Below are 20,993 nucleotides of genomic sequence, written 5' to 3'. Positions count from 1 at the left end.
ATATTTTCGCCAATACACGTTTTGCTAGCGCCACCGCCAAGGCGATTGCATTGCTCAGTAGATCGCTTTTATCGTGCTACTCAATAAGAAGAATTCAGAGATATATCCATGAAAAAATTTATTCCCCTGGCCGCAGTGGGCATTCTGACGGCCTGTTCCGGTGAAAATCCGGGCAGTGACAATGCGACGGCTGCCGAGTCCATCGCCAAGCCCGCAGCCGCTGCGCAGGCCCTGAGCTTCGTCTATCCGGAGACCCGGGAGGGAGATGTGGTCGATACTTATTTCGGCGATCAGGTCGCCGACCCCTATCGCTGGCTGGAGGACGACCGCAGCGACGAGACCGGGGCCTGGGTCAAGGCCCAGAACAAGGTCACCTTCGACTACCTCGATGGCATACCGTACCGCGACCAGCTGAAGGAGCGCCTGCAGGCGCGCTGGAACTATGAAAAGGTCGGCAAGCCGTTCACCGAGGGGGAATACACCTACTACTACCGCAATGACGGGCTGCAGGATCAGTATGTGGTCTGGCGCAAGAAGGGCGACGGCGAGCCGGAAATCTTCCTGGATCCCAATCAGTTCAGTGAGGACGGCACCACCTCCCTGGCCGCGTTGGCCTTCTCCAAAAATGGTGCTATCGCCGCCTACTCGATCTCCGAGGGCGGCAGTGACTGGCGCAAGATCATCGTGATCGACGTGGAAACCAAAGAGGTGCTGGAAGCGCCGCTGGTGGATGTGAAGTTCTCCGGCATTTCCTGGCAAGGCAATGAAGGCTTCTATTACTCCAGCTACGACAAGCCCGAGGGCAGCGAGCTATCGGCCAAGACCGACCAGCACAAGCTCTACTACCACAAACTGGGCCAGCCGCAGTCCGCGGACGAACTGATGTTCGGCGGCACGCCGGAGGAGAAGCGCCGCTACGTGCAGGGCTACGTGACCGAGGATGACCGCTTCCTGGTGGTCGCCGGAGCCAAGTCCACTTCCGGCAACGACCTGTTCATCCGGGATCTCGCCAAAGAGGATGCGCCGCTGGTGCCCGTTGTGGAAGACTTCGACTCGGATACCGATGTCATCGATAACAAAGGCAGCAAGCTGTACCTGGTGACCAACCGCAATGCGCCGAACAAGAAAGTGGTCACCGTGGATGCGGCGGCACCGACACCGGAAAACTGGGTTGATCTGATTCCGGAAACGGAAAACGTCATGACCGCCTCCACCGGCGGTGGCTATTTCTTTGCCGAGTACATGGTGGATGCCCTGTCCAAAATCTACCAGTACGATTACAGCGGCAAGCGCGTGCGCGAGATCGAACTGCCGGGTCCGGGCAGCGCCAGCGCCATCGGCGGCAAGCGGGAAGAGGACGTACTTTACTACTCCTTTAACAACTATAAGACGCCCTCCACCATTTTCTCTTTCGATGTGGATAGCGGCGAGTCGGATGTCTACCACGAGTCCGGTGCCGACTTCGACAGCGACCGCTACGAGTCGAAGCAGGTCTTCTATAAATCCAAGGACGGCACCCGCGTGCCGATGATGGTCACCTACAAGAAGGGCATCGAGCTGAACGGCAAGAACCCGACCATTCTCTACGGCTACGGCGGTTTCAATATCAGCCTGACCCCCTCTTTCAGTATCCCCAATGCGGTGTGGCTGGAGTTGGGCGGCATCTATGCGGTGCCGAATCTGCGCGGTGGCGGCGAGTACGGCAAGCGCTGGCACGACGCCGGTACCAAGCTGCAGAAGCAGAATGTGTTTGATGACTTTATCGCCGCGGCCGACTACCTGATCGACAACAAGTACACCTCCAGCGACTATCTGGCGGTGCGCGGTGGCTCCAACGGCGGCCTGCTGGTAGGCGCGGTGATGACCCAGCGGCCGGACCTGTTCAAGGTCGCGCTGCCCGCCGTCGGCGTGATGGATATGCTGCGCTACCACACCTTCACCGCCGGTGCCGGCTGGGCCTACGACTACGGCACCGCGGAAGACAGCAAGGAGATGTTCGATTATCTGAAAGGCTATTCGCCGGTGCACAATGTGCAAGCGGGCGTGGCTTATCCGGCGACCCTGGTGACCACCGCCGATCACGACGACAGGGTAGTACCGGCGCACTCCTTCAAGTTTGCCGCGGAGCTGCAGGCCAAGCAGGCGGGCAGGGCACCGACGCTGATCCGTATCGAAACCAAGGCCGGTCACGGCGCCGGTACGCCGGTGTCCAAGAGTATCGAGCAGTATGCGGATATCTTCAGCTTTACGCTCTACAACATGGGGGTGCAGAGCCTGTCGCTTTGACCCGCGTTGCCAGCAACAAAAAAGCCCGGATTATCCGGGCTTTTTTGCATGCACTCGCTTTTGAGGCAACTTCGTGAGGCCGGGGCGACATACGGGCCATTGAGGCACAACACATCAATGGCCTGGAACAGTAGCGGAATGTCCCCCCGATCCGGTTACCGGCGATAATCCAGCGGCGGCTTGCGGTCGCCGAGCAGCGGCGCGTATTCGAAATCCTCACCGCGTTTCTGCTGGAACTCCTTGTCTGCCTGTTCTACCAGTGCCGGCTCGCGCAACAACTGGATGCCGGCCAGTGCCAGAGTCTCCGTCGCCAGCAGCATGCCCTTGTGGCCGATGCCGGTGCCGCCGGCGGCGACGGCCTGCCAGGTGTGGGCGGAGGTGCCGGGCACCCAGGTGGCGGTGCCGAAGCCGCCGGTGGGCACATTCCAGCTCACGTCGCCGACATCGGTGGAGCCGGGCGAGGGCGCCTCGGAAGGATCGTATTCGACGATCTTTTTCTCATCGCCCAGCTGGTGTTCCGGCCGGTGCGCGAGTCCGTCGAGGCTGCGGGCAAACTTCTGCTCCTCCGCCGAGTACTCGACTCCGCCGAACTGGCGCATGCTCGCGTCCAGCAGGCGATTCAGCGTCTGGTTCGGCAGCAGGCTGTGGTTGCCGTGGATCACCTCCCACTCGACGCTGGTGCCGGTACCCTGGGCCGCAGCCCGCGCGATCTCCTCGACCCGCTCCCAGATAGGCGCCAGCGCGGCTGCCGAACTATCGCGCACATAGTAAAAGACCTCGGCGTTGGCCGGCACCACGTTCGGGGCCATGCCGCCATCGGTGATCACATAGTGGATGCGGGTGCTGTCCGGCACATGCTCGCGCAGCATGTTTACCATAAAGTTCATCGCCTCGACGCCATCCAGCGCCGAGCGTCCGCGCTCCGGCGCGGCGGCGGCATGGCTGGCAATGCCCTTGAAGCGGAACTTGGCCGACTTGTTGGCGAGGCTGGAGCGGGGCAGGGCGGAGTTCTGGTCGTCAGGATGCCACTGCAGCACTACATCGGTCCCCTCGAAGGCGCCCGCGCGCACCATGTACACCTTGCCGGAGCCGCCTTCCTCGGCCGGCGTGCCGTAAAGACGGATCTCGCCGGGCGTGCCGGTTTCCTTCAGCCAGCGGCTCAGCACAATCGCCGCAGCGGTGGAGCCGGCGCCGAACAGGTGGTGTCCGCAGGCGTGGCCCGCCGCCTGTCCCTCGATCGGGCTCTGCTCCGCGACTGCCTGCTGTGCCACGCCGGGCAGGGCGTCCATTTCCGCCAGCAGGCCGATCACCGGCCCGCCGCGGCCCTGGCGGTAACGGGCGACGAAGGCCGTGGGGATATCCGCGATGCCGGTCTCGATACTGAAACCCGCCTCTTTCAGGTGGTCCTGCAGCGCCGCGCTGCTGCGGGTTTCCTGGTAACCCATCTCGGCCCAGCGCCACAGATCGTCGGCGAGGCCGGTGGCCTGCGCACTGATGCTGTCGGACTGGGCGCTGACCCAGGCGGCGTCTTCGGCGAGGGACTGGTTGTCGTAGGCGTGGGCTGAGGCGATGGCGCCTGCAATGGCAAGCGTGGCGAGAGTGCTTCGGATCATGGGATTACCTGTTGTTATGATAATTGCGGTCACAGCAGTTTGGTGACACCGTACCAGTTTAGGGAGCGCTCTGTCGATTCATTGGCCTGGTTTCAATGGCTGCGCCAACTCTGGCTTGCGCGGCCTGCGCTTGATATAAACGAGTGCTGATTGGCCTTCCAACGAAGGCATCGGGAACAGGTTTAGATTCGCAATTTTCGCAATTGCTGAAATCGCGGTCATCAAAGGTTAATTCGAAAAATAATCCCAGGAAACCGGGGACTAGCCACCTCAGGAGACACGGACCATGTGTGATGAACTGACCAACGAAGACGTGGAAGCCTACTTTCTCAGTCAGGGTATGAACCGCCGTAATTTCACCAAGGCGGGCCTCGGCGCGGCGCTGGCGATGATGTTGCCGATATCCGCGCGCGCGCAGGACCTGGTGGAAACGAATGTGACGGTCAAAACGCCCGACGGGGAGGCCGATGCCTATTTCGTGCACCCGGCCAAAGGGCGCCATCCCGCGGTGATCCTGTGGCCCGATATCTTCGGCATGCGCCCGGCATTTCGCCAGATGGGCAAGCGCCTCGCCGAGTCCGGCTATGCGGTGCTGGTGGTCAATCCCTATTACCGCACCATGAAGGGGCAACTGGTTCCCGATGACGCGGCGGTGATCGACCCGGAGCTGCGCAAGGAGATCTGGCCCAAGGCGCGGGAACAGGCCGGCACCCTGTCGCCCACTACCGCCGTTACAGACGGGCGCGCCTTCGTAAAGTTTCTCGACCAGCAGCCCTCGGTGGACACCGATCGACAAATCGGTGTTATGGGTTACTGCATGACCGGCTCCTATGCGTTCCGCATGGCGGCGGCCATGCCTGAGCGCATAGGTGCAGGTGCCTCCTTTCACGGCGGCGGCCTGGTGACCGACAAGGAGGACAGCCCCCACCTGCTGGTGCCGAAAATCGATGCCGGTTTCCTGGTCGCGATTGCGGAGAACGACGACGAGCGCGATCCCGAGGCCAAAACAGTCCTGCGCAAGGCGTTTGACAGCGCCGGCGTGCCGGCCGAGATCGAGGTCTATGAAGGCACGCTGCATGGCTGGTGCCCGCCGGACTCCGCAGTTTACAACCGGGCCCAGGCGGAACGGGCATGGCAGCGGCTGCTGGCGCTGTTCGAGCAGAATCTCGCCTGATACGCGATTGCCAATTGAGACTGGGAATCAGAAAAGGAAAAGTGCCGTGCGCAACTTTACGGAAATAGAGGCAAGGGTCGTCGAGCGTTTCGGTGGCGAGGCGGAGCTGGAGAAACGGCTGACCAAACCCAAGGCGCCGCGCACCATCAAGAAGATTGCCGATGACCGCTGGCTGTCCGAGGCCTCCAAGGCGGTGTTCCAGGCCGGCTTCAACTGGAAGGTGGTCGACAACAAGTGGCCGCGCATCGAGGAGATTTTCCACGGCTTCGACCTGTCCTTCTGCCGCTACCTGTCGGACGAGGCGCTGGAGGATATCCTGAGGCAGGACGGCATGATCAGCCACTGGAAAAAGACCAAGTCGATCCAGCTAAACGCGGACTTCTTCTGGCAGCTGTCCGAGGCGCACGGCGGGCTGGGCAACTACTTCGCCAGCTGGAACAGCACCAACTATGCCGATAACCTGAAATCACTGCAGAAGGGCGGTGACCGCCTCGGCGGCAAGACCGCCCAGGTGTTTCTGCGGCGGATGGGTGTGGATACGCTAGTGTTCTCCAACGATACGGTTCAGGCCCTGGTGCGTGAAGGCATAGTGCAGAAGACGCCGTCATCGAAGAAGGACTGGGCCGCGCTGCAGGAGGCGATCCAAATCTGGCAGGGGCAGTCGGATCGCAGCTTGAATGAGATCAGCCAGATACTGGCATTTTCCGTTGGTTAATGCGCGCCGGCCCTGCGAAATATAAAAATTTCCGTCTAGCTCTGTTGTTGCAATTACCTGACGATCCACGTCGGTTCAATCCCGTCCGAAAGAGAATAGATGGTGCCAACGGAGCCGTTGAGCATTTGATTTCTGGGGAGACCCAAGTGCTCTCTGAGTGTGTGCGTAGCCTCGATGCCGGTACAGTGAGCGCCGACAAAATGCTCAATTCCGGATTTTTTCAATTCGATTGCGGTCCATCTGAGCTGATCATCATCGGAGTTCAGGAGGTGAAACCCGCCGATCGCAGCTCTGAGTTTTTTGTCCTTCGTAACTGTCTCAGAGTGACTGGCAATGTTGATCAGTCCGGCGTGACCACAACCGGAAATCACAACGGTACCTTTATCGGTCTCGATAAATAGAGATAGACTGTCGGGCACTGTATCTGCGACCCACTCGTTATCCACCTTTACCTTTAGCTGGCCGTCACCGGACCAGTTTTTCTCGCTGGTTACTCTCGGAACCGGTCCACTTATCCATACTCCCGGGAAGATCTCACTGGCCGAATCGTGGATCAATATCTTTGCACCTGTCTTCTCATATAGTGAGCGCTCTGCGATCATTGGATTGAGTTCTTCTGTTCCATTTTTATGGCGTCGTTGGCCAAAAAAGCCCTTATTGACGTGCAATCTCGAAAGCGCATGGGGGTTACTTGCGGTAAGATTTTGCCGAAGCGTTAACAGGCCGCCAGTGTGGTCGCCGTGAAAATGGCTTAGGATGACATCTTCGACTTGTGATAAGTCGATTCCGAGTGCTGTGGCATTCTTCAAAACGACGTCTTTTGTCCTTCCCGTATCGAATAACAGCTTTCTACCGTCAACTTCTACTAAAGCCGAGAACCCCCACTCCCCAAGCGTGGCATGTTCGCTGGTGCCATAGTCGGTAATCATGGTCGAAAGAATGGTAATTTTTACATCGTCAACGCTTCCCGCTTTGGCGATTGTGGAAAAACATAGAGTTGCGACTAGTGCTAACCATCGTTTCATTATGATTTCCTTAAAAATGGCCCAGATTCGTGGATGGGCATATGGTCGACGATGGGGCCAAGACTAACATTTCAGTGTTATATGTCTGATGAATTTTGCGCCTGAATGTCGATCTGAAGTTCTATATTATTTTACTGCATGATTGCAGTAGTTAGAGGAATCTGCCAGCGGCATAATCTGTGCTTTGAAACCTTATTGTTATGTCGATGGCGTTCGATAATTACGCTGTAGCCGCATGAGAAGTGACCGCGCTTGGCGATCTTTCAGGAGTTTGCGCTCCCGGGAGGGGAAAGGGTGAAAATTTGCTGCGGTTATTGCTGTAAATGAGAACCAAATATTCACCCTGTCTGCAGCGGTTGATGGGTTACTGCAGTATCCAGCTCCCGTCCAGATATTCCAGCACAGACATGCGCCCCTGGTCCAGAAACTGGATATTGCGCACCTGGTAGGGGCCCCGCAGGCCGGATGCCGCGAGTCTGGCCTGGTCGATCGGTATCTGCATTTCGCGCAGGCCGGCGTCCAGCCAATCGGCCTGATAGGCCAGCAATACCGGCTTGTACGCGCCGGCAGTGTCCCGGCCAAATACCAGGACCCGGGCTTCGTAGCGCCCCGCCTGCTGCACGTCTACCGAGAGCTTCAGGTCCTGGGCGCTGCTGCCAATCTGCGAGACCTGGGCCGTCTTCGCAAAGATATCCGCAGCAATGACGGCGACACGCTCGATCGGTTCCTTGCGCGCATTGCGCAGGGTAGAGCGCACCTCGACTCGCCACAGTTCGCCGGGCACGGAAGGGGAGGCGACTTTGATGGGCCAGTTCACCCTGTAGCCGTTAGTGGTCATCTGGCCAGCGACCGCGTAGCGCTTGCCGTCGGGGGCGATCAGCGTGGTCGAGACGGATTCCAGGCTGACGGCGGCGTTGCCGCGGGGCCTGGCATCCAGCACCAGATTGCCGGAGCGGGCGAAGCGTCTGGCGGGCGTCTGGACTTCCAGGGCGATATCGCTGTGTTTATCCAGCACATAGACGATATATTCGGCATCCGCCTTTGCGTTGCCACTGGCCTGCAGTGTGAACTTGCCGCGCCCCATATTCTCCGGAACCCGCATCACGTGCGCACGGCCGTAAAGGTCGGGAAAGTTCTCTCTGAGGCCCTGGGACTTCCGATGCAGCGCGATGCTGTCGTCGTCCACGCGGCGGCGCTCGATGCCGTTGGACAGCGTCATGCCGCGCGGGATCTCGGCATTGACCAGGCGCCTGCCGTTCTCGCTGCGGTCGAGTGGTGATATCTGGATCACGGCTTTTTCCGCGTCGATTACCAGCTCGGCGCCGCGATTCAGTTCGGCACCGCTGACTTTGCGGAAGAATACCCGGCTCTGCTCGTTGCTGCCGGTGTCCTTGAGGTGCTGGTCGGCGTCCGGTGCTACGTACTGGGAGAAGTACATCTGCTCGCGGCTTTTGTTGAGTATCTCCTGGGCAAGCGCGGAGTTGGTGAGGGCACAGAGGACCAGCAGGAATTTCAGGATTATGGATTTCATGGTCTCACCTTATATGTCGTTTCTCAGGATGACGTCGAGATTGAAGCACTTGCGCCGGCTCTGGTTGTGGCTCAACGGCTCGCTGCCATTTGTGCGGTTATGGTCATAGAACCAGAGGCTGCCGGCGGCGTTCTGTGACGAGCAGTTCAGGAAGCCGTCGGAGCAGCCGTCCAGCCACTCCTGGGTGATCTCCAGGCCGAGGTTTTCGGCATATCCGCCGCAGTAGCTGTCGGAGTCCCAGACCGCGGTCTCCACGTCGGTGCCGACAATATTCCAGAAGCCCACCGGCAATGACGGACGCCCGGAGGTGCCCAGCAGCCAGTTATCGTTGTAGTAGGTCATCCAGCTGGTCTGCTGCATGCGTACCGCATCATTCTGGTAGCCGAGCAGCCATCCCACCGAGGCCTCAAAGACATTGCCCGCCATCACCGCATCCGCCAGTGGCGTGCCGGCGCTGGAGGCGGCGACGACATTCACCCAGCGGGTACTGTCGATGATGGTCGGGTAGCGGTTGTCCCAGGTGGGATTGGACAGTATCCAGCGCATGACATTGCCGCCGTTGGAATGGGTGATGACAACCAGGTCGTCGATATTCATCGATGTCACGAAGTTGTACAGCTGCGTCGCCAGGCAGCCGGCGGCAGCGTCGTCCCACATGTATTTCTCAAAGTTGCAGTTGACGACCAGCAGGTTGCTGCTCGCGGGCAATCCCTGGCGAATGGATTCAACCATCTCCGATGTCCAGTAGTCGTTATAGGCGTTCGATTGCTGGCCGGTACCGTGCACCAGTGCGACGCCGGTGGCGGCCATTGCGGGCAAGGGGGCGCTCAGTAGCAGCATCACAATCAAGGTAAATGCTCTCGTTTTCATCACTTGTTGACCTGTTTGTTAATATTATTTTTGAAATAGAAATGAAATAAGAAGAAGTGCTTAAATGGACTGTCCTTATTTTTTTTTCGACCATGGATAGGCACTGCGGTACAGATTTGTCTGACGCCTTTCCAATTGCGGTATTGAAACATCCCGGCTGCGTATCCTTCGCATTCACCCTCGATTCTATAGAGTCCTTATTTGTGGAACAGCGGTCTGATGGCGATGGAACCAGATTGATCCGAAATTTGTGCGGCAGCGCAAATAAAGGAATGATAAAAAATCCGGCATGGCCAAAACGGTGGTGCGGTGCAAAGCGACCGATTAGTTTTGACTGGTGCGTCCGAACCCACTCGCAACGCGGGAGTGAATCACGATCTGACTGGGTTTTCCGCCCTGGCGCTCTAAGTGGCGGCGCAACCGCGGGTACTTGGCGGCCCTTACCACTGCGTCAGCTGGCAAAAGTTTTTCATTTGTCCATATATACCTCGCGAATCTCTGCTATGAATGGGACTGGCCATGGAGCGGCACCCTTCGATCGCGAGCGGATCAATTGAGAGCGGGGCAACTCCAAACAGGTCAACGGCAAACAGGCGTGGAGTTATTCTTATGGGCAAGGGATACGACATAACGGGCAAGGTCGCGCTGGTAACGGGGGCCAATCGGGGTATTGGCAGGCAGATCGTCGAGACCTTTATCGACAAAGGCGCCGCAAAAGTCTACGCGGCCGTGCGCGCGCCGGCATCGGCCGACGCTTTGACGCAGGCATACGGCGATAAGGTGGTGCCGGTTCATATCGACCTGGTTGATACGGAATCCATCTGGGAGGCGGCGCAGTCAGCGAGTGATGTACAGGTGGTGGTTAACAATGCCGGGGTGCTGAAAATGTCGCGGCCGCTGGATCCGCAGGCGATAGACTCCATCAAATACGAGATGAAAATCAATGTTTACGGCCTCATCTATATGGCGCAGGCATTTGCCGGGTTGCTGGCCCGCAATGGCGGCGGTGCCTTCGTGCAGCTCAATTCCGTGGCTTCGCTGAAGTGCTTTGAGGATTTTTCCACCTACTCGGCTTCCAAGGCGGCAGCCTATTCCATCACCCAGGCGCTGCGCGAGTTGCTGCGTGAGCAGGGCACCGCCGTGTTGAGCGTGCATCCCGGCCCCATCGACACGGATATGGGCGAGGCAGCGGGGACGACCGAGGTTGCCGAATCGCCGGTGCTGGTGGCGGAGGGCATAGTCTCCGCCCTCAAGGCCGGCGACTTCCACCTGTTCCCGGACAGCTTCGCCAAACAGATAGGCGCCGCCTACCGGGATTTTGCGCAGCAGGTGGTAGAGGCGGAACTGATGGGTGGCGGGTAAATCGGACTAAATATCCCGCGGCGCGAACATTGAGAGGGCACAAGCAATTCAGCGGCGGCGGTGCGTCGCCGGTCAGAGTTCTGTCACCTGCAGCGACACCAGCTTGGCCCCGCCGGCAACCCGCTGCCGGCCCTGCTCGCGGAAGCCGAGTCGGTTGTGAAACGCCGCGGAGGCGGGGTTGGGCGGTTCGAGGTTGTACTCGCAGGCGACGATGTGCACGCCCTGATCGCGGGCGCAGCGGAACAGGTCCCGGTAGAGCGCGCGGCCAATGCCCCGGCCCGCGCAATCGGCATCGACCACTATGCGGTCGATATACAGGAAACGCGGGTAGCGCGCGGCAAACCAGCGGTAATTGTCGCTCGTGTAGGGCCGGCCCTCGCGGAGCGCGATGATAAATGCCGCTACTTTTTCCCCAGCTGTATCCTCAACGGTCGCCACGCGACTGTAACTGGCCATGTCGAGCAACTGCTCTAGCTGCGGCCGGTCCAGCGGACTGGTGTTCTGCACCTCGGCATCATTGAGTTCGAGGATGCGCACCAGGTCCGCGCCGGTGGCTGTGCGGAGCCCGATTTTGCCGTTGTTCGGATCCAGACTGGTCATTGTGATTCACTGCTTCTGCGCAGCCGTTGCCTTTATCAGGCTGCTACTGACTGTTCGAGGAGCCGGCAGGAGTTGGCTCCGCCGAGGCATGGTTGCAAAATCTTACGCTGACTCCGGTATTTCTGTCTCTAAAGTACTTGTGCGAAGTTTCGTACCGCTAGTGTGTGGCCGCCGAACGCGCTTCTGCCAGTTTTTGCCGCATCGCCCGGATCTCCCGCTCGAATATCCGGTTCATGCCAAAGCGGTAACTGTCCACGCTGCTGGCCGCATGGGTGCCACCGGGAATGGAGCTGAACGCGATTGACCAGGGCGCGTCGCCGCGCTCCTTCCAGCGCTCGTGCCAGGCCAGGGCATCTTCGCGCAACTGCGGGTAGTGGTCGTCGGAACCACTGGTCACTACCAGTGTCAGGTCCTCCCGATCTGTGCGGGCCGGCGCCGCGTGAAACTGTTCTTTGTTCGGCAGGAAGGTCGGGTTACTGGCGATGCGTCCCCGGAACAGGTCGGGCTGTGCGAATGCCGAATAGAGCACCAGATGACCGCCGCGGCTTTGGCCGAAGAGGATGCGCTGTTGCGAATCCGCCAGATAGCTGCTCTCAACCCTCGGCAGCAGTTCCCGCTCGAGGAAGGCGAGGAAATCCGCCGCCCCTCCTTGCTCCGGGTCGCCGTCGGCGGCCGCGGTCGAGAAGTCGTAACTGCGCATGTTCACGCCGGGCTCGAAGGAACCGTAGGCAATGCCGACCACAATGGCCTCGGGGATCTGGTCGTCGTAGTGCAGGAACAGGTGATTGGCGGCGAGTATCGGGAACAGCGAATCCCCGTCGAGCAGGTAGACCACCGGGTAGCGCCGGTCCGCGGTCTCGTCATAGCCTTCGGGAAAGCGGACATAGATATGGTAGGGGCGGCCGACGATCTCGGAATCCAGTTTAAAGTAGTCCCCGTACAATGCCGGCAGAAAGTCCAGTGGAATCCGCGCGGCGGTGTCCGTTGTGGAATTCTTTTCGCTCTTCTGGCAGCCAGCCAGGTTGCCGGCGAGGAGCAGCGTGAAGATCAATAGCCAGACGTGGTTTTTCAATGGTGGCCTCGCTCGGAATTTCTAATGATGTTCGATCATGAAGCAAAATAAATTGGCAACTAATTCTGCTCCGCCCCCAATGAACTAACAGATTCGGCGGTTTTAGGCCCCAAGACCTGGGTCGCAAACTGCTCTCTTAGGTAGGTCTCATTCAGGGTCCTGTGCCAGAGATCGGAAGCCTGGCCCCGGTCGCGGGCGATTTCACCCACTCTACCCGGGTTGTACTTCAGCACGCCTTGCGTCTGGTAGCCGGCGATGTCGTCCGTGTATGCCTCTGCCGGTGAGATGATCTTCCAGCCTTTCTCCCTCAGGGCATCTGCCAGATCGCCGACAAACAGCGCCGTGATATCCATTTCATGCAGCAGCAGCACGTGCTTGGGCGAGCGCCCGGTGTGCGTCAGCGCCAGTTGGTCATAGTACTCTATGCCTTCGATCAGGGTATTGATGTAGAAGCTCTTGAGCCTTTCCAGATCGACATCGATACCCTCGCTGACGGCCTCCTGGAACAGCGTCTCGATGTACCAGTCATAATTGTTGAGGGTGATATAGGCGTTGATGTAGCCGTTCTCCCGCAGATATGCCCGCATGCCGTCCCTTTTGGCTGCAGTATCGCCCTCTCTCAGGTAGGGAAAGCGGAACCATTTCTTGAAGGTCGGGAAGTCACGCAACAGGCGGTCGGCTGTGCCGACATCTTCGGTGTATTCCTGCAGGCTCAGCCGATTGAAGTCCGGGTGAGAATGGGTATGGTTGGCAATAATATGGCCGGCATCGCCGTAGGCCTTGAGCCGCTGCACCCCCTCCGGGTCCAGGTTCCGGCTCACGGAGAAAAAGGCCACCTGCCGTATACCGTGCCTATCCAGCTCCGCCAGCAGCGCCTTCGCCCGAGTTGGGCCGTCAAAATAGCCGTCTGCCCGCCTGGGGGCGTCGTCGAAGGTAAAAGCCACTTCTTTGCCGTGGGCGATCGACGAGGCGGCGAGTAACAGTATGAGGGCTATCTTGTATCGCATATTGCGGCCGGTTTCTTATGGGTGCGCGGTCATTGTACAGGGTGTGGTGTCCAGGGGAATTCCGGTGTTTCCAGCCGCTAACTGAGTCGCATCGAAACATTGTGCAGGCTTTTGTTCAGGGTGCGGGGCCGGGAAAGGCCGCGGACGGTTTGGTGCAACCGCATAGAGATTGGCGGTGCCGATGGTAGACTCCCACTCTTCGCCCGGCTCCCGGGCGTGTCATTCCCGCGGGCCCTGCAGGGCCGCCAGGCAGCGGCCTGAATCAACTGGAACTGGAAAGAGAACTATGGGCTATTTCGTTGGGGCCTATGCCACTGCCCCGGTCACAGAAAGCTGGGACCCCGCCGTGCAAGCGGAATACCTGGACGGCCTGAAGGCCATGTCGAATGCCCGCGGACTGGAGCACCCGTTTACCGGTTCGCTGCATCCCGTCGATGACGACTGGTTCCTGTCTGCCATAGACCCGGCGTGGGACTTTGTCTTCACCGGCATGCCGGGCGTCATGCAGCGGCTGGGCAGCGATGCCAGTTTCGGCATCGCGTCCGGCGTCGAAGCCGGGCGGCAGGCGGCGCTGGAGTTCTACGAGCAGGCGCGGCAGGCGATTCACAAGCTCAACCGCCACCTCGGCCGGCAGGCCGTCAAGGCGTTGTTGATCCACGCCGCCCCGCGCGTGACCGCGGACAGCGGGCCGGGGGCCGCGGCCCTGGCCACTTCGCTGCAGACGCTGGCGTCCTGGGACTGGGACGGCGCCGCGCTGGTGCTCGAACACTGCGATGCGTTCGTGCCGGGGCAGAGTGCCGACAAGGGTTTCCTGCCGATCGAGACGGAAATCGAGGCCGTGGTTAGCGCCAACCGCGGCGCCGCCAGCCCGGTCGGCCTGTGTATCAACTGGGGCCGCTCGGCGCTGGAAGCGCGCGGTGTGAACGGGCCGGTGGCGCACCTGGAAGCGGCGCGGGCCGCGGGCCTGCTGCAAGGCCTGATGTTTTCCGGTGTTTCCGGGCGGGAGAGCCCCTACGGTGTCTGGCGCGACACCCATATGCCGCCGGCGCAGGCGTTTGATATCCCGGCCTTCGAGCCCTGCTCGCTGCTGACCGAAACGGAGTTCCGGCGCTGCCTCGAGGTCGCCGACCCCGACAAGCTCGACTTTATGGGCATCAAGATCTCGGTGCGCCCGGAGAGCCTGGGTGTTGCCGAGCGGCTGGCCTATATCGCCGGGGCGCTGCATATCCTGGAGCGGATTGCCGGGTAGTCCCAGGCCGGGCCGGCGCCGGGGAAAATCTGCGCGCGGGTCAGATTGGCGGTCGGCACTCGTCTGAAGTGCCGAACGTCAATCTCCAAAACGTGCAAGCGTCGACTCTCCCAGCGCTTCGACAAGCGGTGCCAGCTCGGTTTCGAAATTTTTCCAATGCGCCAGCGCGGACTGGTAGATCGGCTGGCGCACCTGTTCGCTGCTCGCGGTGCGCACCGAGCGGCGGTTTTCGAAAAAGCGCAGGCAGTCTTCCTCGAACGGCAGGCCGCAGTGCTGCAGCAGCCTGGACACCATCGCCTCGGTATCGCGGATCAGGTGCTCGTAGCGCACGCACAGCACCTTGCCCGGCAGTACCCTGTCCCAGTGATCCATCAGGTAGAGGTAGGCGTTGTAGTAGTCGGCGATATTCCGCAGCGAATAACTGAAGGCGTGGCCGGCGGCGAAGTGCTGCTTGAAGCAGCTGAAGCCGCAGTCCAGCGGATGGCGCCGCGCATCGATGACGATGGCCTGGGGCAGTATCTGGTGAATCAGGCCCACCTTGTCGAAGTTGGTCGGCAGCTTGTCGATAAAGAAGCGCCGCCCGCTGCGGTAGATGGCGGTATCGTCCAGGTAGGTCTGGCCGTAGGCGGCCAGTTCGGCCTCGCTGAACAGCGCCATCGATTGCGGGTAGGGCGCGCCTTTTTCCCCGCGTTTTTCCCCGCCTTTTCTCCCGCCATTGCGCCCGCCGTCGATAGTGATGCGCCGCACCAGGTTGGGCAGGGTGGCCAGTTCCATGGTGCCCTCGATTTGCGAGTGGCTGGCGAGTATCTGTTCTATCAGGGTGGAGCCGGAGCGCGGCAGGCCGACGATAAAAATCGGCACCGGGCCGGAGGCGGCAGGGTCGGCACGTCGGGCCAGCAGTCTTTCATCGAAAACTTCGGCAATCGTCCTGATGCCTGCCCAATGCTTTTGCGCATCAAAATCCGTATTGGTGCGCAGCGCATTTCCCTCGCTGTACCAGTGAAATGCCTGCGGGTACTCGCCGCTGTCCTCGTGTGCCTTGCCGAGCGCAAAGGCGCCCTGAGAGCGCTGTTCCGGCCGCGCGCCGTCGCTCGACAGCAGTTCACGCAGGGCCGCCATCTCCTCGTCGCCGAAGCGGTAGGTTTTCATGTCGGCGAGGCCCCACCAGCCAGCGCCATTGTGCGGTACCTGTTCAATGCTACTGCGGTAGGCGGAGACGGCTTCGTCGTGGCGGCCGAGAATCTTGAGCACATGGCCGCGCAGCAACTGTGCATTGCCTTTCTCGAGGCCGCTCTCCGCCAGTGCCAGCGCGCGCTCGTAGGCGTTGAGGCATTCCTCATAACTGCCGCAGTGACCGAGCACCCGGCCGAGTATCAGCCAGGGCGCAGCGGTGTCGGATTTGATTTTGACAATGGTGCGCGCCTCTGCTGCCGCTTCCGGATATCGGCCCGCTTCCTCGTAACTCACCACCAGCGCGGTGCGCAGGCTCACGTCCACCGGGTAGCGGCTGAGCGCCAGCGTCAGGATGCGGCTCGCCTCTTCGAAAGCGCCTACCTGGGAGGCCAGTTGCGCGAGGGTATAGGCGGCGCGCGGATAGCCCGGCTGTCGCTCGAGCAGACTCATGCACAGCCGCTCTGCCTCGGCAAAGCGCTGCTGCTGCATGGCGGCTTGGATCTGTGCGAAATGGGCGCCGTGCGGATCGCAGCGCTCGGCGGCGGCGAAGGCAGTGCGCGCCCGATCCAGTTGATCTATGCGGAAATAGAGCGAATGCAGATGGCACCAGCCCGGGTAGAAGTTCACGTTCAGCTGCACCGCGCGCTCGAAAGCGGCAATGGCTGCTGCATTGTCACCGAGGCCGAAATGCGCGAAGCCGAGATCGCCGAAGGCCGCGAAGGATTGCGGGTGATCTTCGCTGGCCTGTGCGAAGACGGCGAGAGCCGCCTCTGTATCGCCGCAGCGCATCAGCGCGGAACCCAGCAGGCTCTTGCCGATCTCATCGGCGGGCTGTGCCCGCAGCCAGTCGCGCAGCGCGGCCGCGGCCTCTTGCGGCTGACCGTCGCGGATCTGTTGCGATACGCGGCGATAAAAATCCTGTTGTTGACCGATCATCTCTCTCTCACAAAAAACGGGCCTGCGGCCCGTCTTTTTTTTTCCAGATTGTGCGGGCCGTTCGCGGCCCGCATGTCGCGCCTCAGACTCGCCGCGTCTGTTACCAGAAATCCACGTCCATACGCAGCGAATAGGTTCTCTCGGGGCCGTAGTAGTGGTACTGATCACCCAGCGCCCAATCTCCGCGGTAGCGGCTGCGTTTGTATTCGATAATCTCCTCGTTCAGCAGGTTATCGATATAGAAACCGAGCCGCACCTTCTCGCTGAAGTCCAGGCTGCCGGACAGATTCACTACTTCGTAGGCCGGGGAAATATCCTCGTCCTGAGTGTTGAAGTGCGATTTGTACTCGCCGTAGCCGGCGTAATCGAGGCGCACCGAGGCCTCCCTGTCCCACAGGCTCAGCCGCTGGTCCAGCGCAATGTAGTAGTTGTACTTGGGCACCATGGTCATGCTGTCCCCGGATTCCGCACCCAGCGTGGGGACATCGGAGGTCATGCGCGCATCCGTATAGGCGGCATTGACCAGCAGTTGCAGCCCGTCGGTGAGCTGCGTGGTGCTCTCGAACTCCAGGCCCTCGGATTCCGCGGAGGCCGCGTTGGCGGTGTAGCTGAATCCGCAGCTGGGCATGTAGACGCTCGCCTGCACGCCGGTCCAGTCGATGTGGTAGATGGCGGACGAGAACTGGAAGCGCCGGTCGAACGCCAGCCCCTTGATACCGATCTCGTAGTTGTCGATCTGGTCGGACTCGTAGCGGTCCACATAGCCGCCGATGTTGGGATCCGCCGCGCAGTCGTTGGGGGAGTTGGGCCCGTTGTTGCCGCCGGGGCGGTAGCCCTCCGCGTAGAGCGCGTAGACCGACAGCGAATCCGTCGGCATATAGGACGCCGAGAACTTGAAGCGGTTGCCGTCCTCGCCGTCCTTGGTGATGGTCTCCTGGGCTTCCGGCCCGATCCAGATGCCCGACACTTCGGTGTGAATGTTGTCTTTCAGGCTGTAGTTGCGCACACCGGCGGTCAGCTCCAGATCCCGGCCGCCGAGATCGAAGGTGTAGCCCACCTCGCCGAAGAAGGCGGTTTCCCTGGTGTTGTAGCGATACTGGCTGTAGTTGTAGTTCTTGGTCGCATCGCCGTAGAGATCGAGGCCAATCTGGGTCGGATCGCCCAGCCCCCAGTAGTAGCCCCACAGATACTCCGCGATGGCGCGGCTGCGGTTGTCACTGGCGTGGTATTGCCATTGACCATTGGGTGTGCTCTTCCAGTCCTTTTCATCGTAGAAGGCGCCGAGGGTCCACTGCAGCTGGCCGTCCGTATTGGATTGCAGGCGCATCTCGTGCGAAAAGCGGTCGTAGCCGTCATCGTTGATGATCCAGGTGCGGAAGAGGTCGTTGGCGTCGTTGCGCGACCAGTTGTCGAGGGAACCGTAGGCGTATTCCTGCACCGAGCCCGCATACACAAAATCGGCAAAGGGCAGCAGATTGTTTTTTTCCACGCGCAGGGAGAAGACTTCGTACTCTTCTTCCTCCCAGGGGTCGAGGGATTCCCACACCGCAAACTTCGGATCGTGTCCGGAAACAGACTTGCCCGTGCGGCAGGCCGGCCGCTCGTCGGTCTCATTGGCACAGCCGGGGAAGCTGAGCTCGACATCGTAGCCGTAAGTGGCCGCGGGGTTCTCGGTCAGGATCGCCTCGTAGTAGTAGCCGGGCTGCGACCGGTCGGCGTAGTCGTAACCGGAGGAATCCTCCTTGTCATTGATGTAGGTCAGGTTGATGTTCCAGTCCTCCGAGGGCTGGAACATCAGCTGGGCGCGCAGAAAGCGATCCGTCTCCTCGCCGTTCTTGCCGGTATTGGTGTTGAGGATCTTGCCCTCTCTGTTGCCGAAGCTGCCGATCACCCGCGCGGCCATGGTATCGGAAATCGGCAGGTTGACGCCCGCGTAAACGCGCTTGCTCGTCCCCGGTCGATTGTCCTCCTGCTCGACTGCCGTGGCCCCGAATGCCGAGAAGGCATTCAGCTCCGGCTTGTTGGTGACCACGCGCACGGTGCCGCCGATGGCGTTAGAGCCGTAGAGGGTGCCCTGCGGGCCGCGCAGCACCTCCACGCGCGCCACGTCGAACAGGTCGCTGGAATCGAAAGGAATATCGTCGGTCCAGGCGCTGGTGGTTCCCGGCATGGACTCGTTGCCGCCGGAGAGGCCGCGCAGTATCAGCTCGCCGCGCGGGTTGGCCGCGCCCGCCACAGTGCGGTAGATGTCCTCTTTCTTGAACAGATTGCGCGCGACAATTTCCTGTTCGCCCACCGCGGCGATATTCATCGGAACCTCGACCAGGGATTCCTCGCGTTTGCGCGCCGTGACGACCACTTCCTCGAGGGATGATGCCGACTCTCTTTCCTGCGCAAATCCCACTTGGGCCGAACCGAACAGGGCTATTTGTACCGCAAGACTGACAGGACTCCTGTACCACCTCACTGGCTTACCGGGCATGAATGTCACCTTTGTCTGATTATTTATCTTGTTTTGCAAAAGAGGCCGGGCGGCCCCGGGGTACAACGCGGTCTTTCGTTACTTATGCCTGAGTTGTTGCGAGCTGTCTACCGATTTAACGGCGAATATGTGCCCGTACAATCGCGGCAGACAAAGCGCGCCGGATTTATCGGCGCTGGCCGAAGAATGAAATTTCCATTCTGGCTGAAGCTGTTCTTTTTTGTTCGGTAATCGAACCCGGTTTGTGCGGTAATCGAACGCAAATCGCTCTGGATTTTACGGCAGCCGCAACGGCAAAGAGCGCGCGTCCGTGAGAATATTCTGCAAGTTTTGCGCGCGAGTTGGCAGCTGCGCCGGGTGCGCTGTAGCGAAAATTCCCCCTGTTATTTTTGCCCGCCGGGCCCTGCGGTTTAGCGCGGGGGCGCCGACGGAGACGACCGTGTTGTGCGATAGACCGGAGCAGTGGACTGCCCCACAGGGTCCTTGCCGCCCGCACTTGAATCCGGTGGCGGTGGCCCTATAAAGGTGCAGTAAACCACCCGGAACTCCGCCATGCCCGCTGCCGAACTGAACCGCTACTGCCGCTGTGTCACCCTGGACCGGGATGTCCTGCAGGCACAGCTGCAGCGGTCCCTGCGCCGGCAGAGCCTGCCCGCCGACCCACTTTCTCCCGACCCCATGCAAGGGCGCGAGCGCCTGTTTGCACCCTACAGCGTGTTTATCAACGGAGCCCAGCAGCGGGCGATGGAGGCGTGTGTCCACGCGGTGGAAAGGGTGCTGCGCCTGCCGGCATTCGCGGAGCAGATAGCGGGTCTGGAGCAGTTTCCCGATCAGGGCACGCGCGGCGTGTTTATGGGCTTCGATTTCCATCCCACCGCACGGGGCGCGAGCCTGATCGAGATCAACACCAATGCCGGCGGCGCTTTCCTGAGCGCGCTGATGACCCACAGCCAGCATGTGTGCTGCGACGCGGTGCGCGACTGCCTCGGCGACTGGCGCCTGGACAAGGTGCTCGCCCGCTTCGAGGCCATGTTCCGCAACGAGTGGCGGCTCGCCCGCGGTGAGCGGCCACTCGCCAGTGTGCTGATCGTCGACGAGCGGCCCGAGCAGCAGTACCTGTACCCGGAGTTCCTGCTGTTTCGCAACTGGTTTCGCGAACTGGGCCTGGAGTGCGAGATAGCCGCGCCCGCGCAGCTGGAATTCGACGGCAGCGGCCTGCGCCTGCACGGCCGGGCCTTCGACCTCGTCTACAACCGGCTCACGGATTTCTCCCTGAGCGAGCCGCAAAGCCGTGCGCTGCGCGACGCTTATCTGGCGGATGCGGCGGTGGTCACGCCCAGTCCCCGCCACCACCTGCTCTACGCCAACAAGCGCAACCTGATCCGCCTCGGTGACGACCAGTGGCTGGCCGGCATAGGGGTGGACGCGCAGACCCGCGCGGCCCTGCGGGAATCGGTGCCGGCCGCGCAACCGCTCAGCGCTGACAATGCCGAACAGCTGTGGGCGCAGCGCAAGCAGTACTTCTTCAAGCCGTTCAGCGGCTACGGCAGCAAGGCCACCTACCGCGGTGACAAGATCACCCGCGGTGTGTGGCAGCAGCTGCTGGCGCGGGGCGACTATCTGGCACAGGCCTATGTGCCCGCGGCGCAGCGTTATCTGGAGTTGGAGGGTGCACCGCTGAAGTTCGATGTGCGCGCCTATGTGTATGACGGCGAGCGGCTGCTGACCAGTGCCCGCCTGTATCAGGGGCAGACCACCAATTTCCGCACGGCCGGCGGCGGCTTCGCCGCGGTCTTTGCACCCCGCGAAGACATTGCCGCGACCTGAGCTTCAGATGGATTGGAACATGGCCGCTGCAGGCGTGTCGGAATGAAGCCGGAAGATGGCGGAGGCCGTGG

The 20,993-nt window shown here is 60.8% G+C and carries 15 protein-coding genes; 6 read left to right on the top strand and 9 right to left on the bottom strand.

The window, feature by feature from the left end; translation table 11 throughout:
- Nucleotides 1–108: 108 nt before the first annotated feature.
- Entirely contained in the window at nucleotides 109–2,286 is a 2,178-nt protein-coding gene (locus tag RRF64_RS06355) for a prolyl oligopeptidase family serine peptidase (protein WP_323844989.1), read from the top strand.
- Between the two features lie 155 nt (nucleotides 2,287–2,441).
- On the opposite strand, the gene RRF64_RS06350 is transcribed toward RRF64_RS06355, so the two are convergent.
- A complete protein-coding gene (locus RRF64_RS06350; RefSeq protein WP_323844988.1) occupies nucleotides 2,442–3,899 on the bottom strand; it encodes an amidohydrolase in 1,458 nt (485 codons plus the stop codon).
- A 286-nt stretch (nucleotides 3,900–4,185) separates the two neighbouring features.
- On the opposite strand from RRF64_RS06350, the gene RRF64_RS06345 reads away from it, so the two are divergent.
- Complete coding sequence (locus RRF64_RS06345) at nucleotides 4,186–5,073, top strand: dienelactone hydrolase family protein (RefSeq protein WP_323844987.1); 888 nt, start codon at nucleotides 4,186–4,188, stop codon at nucleotides 5,071–5,073.
- 46 nt (nucleotides 5,074–5,119) lie between these two features.
- On the top strand, nucleotides 5,120–5,788 hold the full coding sequence (locus RRF64_RS06340; protein ID WP_323844986.1) for a DNA-3-methyladenine glycosylase I: 669 nt from the start codon (nucleotides 5,120–5,122) through the stop codon (nucleotides 5,786–5,788).
- Between the two features lie 53 nt (nucleotides 5,789–5,841).
- Here RRF64_RS06340 and RRF64_RS06335 read toward each other — a convergent pair whose 3' ends face one another.
- The 3 genes from RRF64_RS06335 to RRF64_RS06325 all read right to left on the bottom strand — a co-directional run bounded on the left by RRF64_RS06335 (nucleotide 5,842) and on the right by RRF64_RS06325 (nucleotide 9,214).
- Nucleotides 5,842–6,813, bottom strand: coding sequence for an MBL fold metallo-hydrolase (locus RRF64_RS06335; RefSeq protein WP_323844985.1), 972 nt, complete (start codon nucleotides 6,811–6,813; stop codon nucleotides 5,842–5,844).
- Between the two features lie 364 nt (nucleotides 6,814–7,177).
- A complete protein-coding gene (locus RRF64_RS06330; protein ID WP_323844984.1) occupies nucleotides 7,178–8,344 on the bottom strand; it encodes a DUF4785 domain-containing protein in 1,167 nt (388 codons plus the stop codon).
- Between the two features lie 9 nt (nucleotides 8,345–8,353).
- Nucleotides 8,354–9,214, bottom strand: a complete 861-nt coding sequence (locus RRF64_RS06325; RefSeq protein ID WP_323844983.1) for a hypothetical protein — start codon at nucleotides 9,212–9,214, stop codon at nucleotides 8,354–8,356.
- Nucleotides 9,215–9,823: 609 nt separating this feature from the next.
- Between RRF64_RS06325 and RRF64_RS06320 the strand changes: the two genes are divergently transcribed.
- Nucleotides 9,824–10,576 carry an SDR family oxidoreductase gene (locus tag RRF64_RS06320; protein WP_323844982.1) on the top strand — a complete coding sequence of 251 codons (753 nt, stop codon included), beginning with the start codon at nucleotides 9,824–9,826 and terminating at the stop codon, nucleotides 10,574–10,576.
- Nucleotides 10,577–10,648: 72 nt separating this feature from the next.
- Here the strand turns inward: RRF64_RS06320 and RRF64_RS06315 are convergent, their stop codons facing one another.
- The 3 genes from RRF64_RS06315 to RRF64_RS06305 all read right to left on the bottom strand — a co-directional run bounded on the left by RRF64_RS06315 (nucleotide 10,649) and on the right by RRF64_RS06305 (nucleotide 13,255).
- Nucleotides 10,649–11,176 (bottom strand): GNAT family N-acetyltransferase, encoded by a 528-nt coding sequence (locus RRF64_RS06315; protein ID WP_323844981.1) that lies wholly within the window; start codon nucleotides 11,174–11,176, stop codon nucleotides 10,649–10,651.
- Nucleotides 11,177–11,333: 157 nt separating this feature from the next.
- Entirely contained in the window at nucleotides 11,334–12,248 is a 915-nt protein-coding gene (locus tag RRF64_RS06310) for an alpha/beta hydrolase (protein ID WP_323844980.1), read from the bottom strand.
- Between the two features lie 59 nt (nucleotides 12,249–12,307).
- Nucleotides 12,308–13,255, bottom strand: a complete 948-nt coding sequence (locus tag RRF64_RS06305) for a polysaccharide deacetylase family protein (protein ID WP_323844979.1) — start codon at nucleotides 13,253–13,255, stop codon at nucleotides 12,308–12,310.
- A gap of 286 nt (nucleotides 13,256–13,541) precedes the next feature.
- On the opposite strand from RRF64_RS06305, the gene RRF64_RS06300 reads away from it, so the two are divergent.
- Complete coding sequence (locus RRF64_RS06300) at nucleotides 13,542–14,504, top strand: DUF4862 family protein (protein WP_323844978.1); 963 nt, start codon at nucleotides 13,542–13,544, stop codon at nucleotides 14,502–14,504.
- 78 nt (nucleotides 14,505–14,582) lie between these two features.
- On the opposite strand, the gene RRF64_RS06295 is transcribed toward RRF64_RS06300, so the two are convergent.
- On the bottom strand, nucleotides 14,583–16,613 hold the full coding sequence (locus RRF64_RS06295) for a tetratricopeptide repeat-containing sulfotransferase family protein (RefSeq protein ID WP_323844977.1): 2,031 nt from the start codon (nucleotides 16,611–16,613) through the stop codon (nucleotides 14,583–14,585).
- Nucleotides 16,614–16,713: 100 nt separating this feature from the next.
- Complete coding sequence (locus tag RRF64_RS06290) at nucleotides 16,714–19,017, bottom strand: TonB-dependent receptor (RefSeq protein ID WP_323844975.1); 2,304 nt, start codon at nucleotides 19,015–19,017, stop codon at nucleotides 16,714–16,716.
- A gap of 630 nt (nucleotides 19,018–19,647) precedes the next feature.
- Between RRF64_RS06290 and RRF64_RS06285 the strand changes: the two genes are divergently transcribed.
- Entirely contained in the window at nucleotides 19,648–20,922 is a 1,275-nt protein-coding gene (locus RRF64_RS06285) for an ATP-grasp domain-containing protein (RefSeq protein WP_323844974.1), read from the top strand.
- Nucleotides 20,923–20,993: the final 71 nt, after the last annotated feature.

It is taken from the genome of Microbulbifer magnicolonia (assembly GCF_035117725.1).
GTDB lineage: Bacteria > Pseudomonadota > Gammaproteobacteria > Pseudomonadales > Cellvibrionaceae > Microbulbifer > Microbulbifer magnicolonia.
Note: the sequence above shows the minus strand (reverse complement) of the source record. Positions and strands in the feature narration are given on the sequence as shown.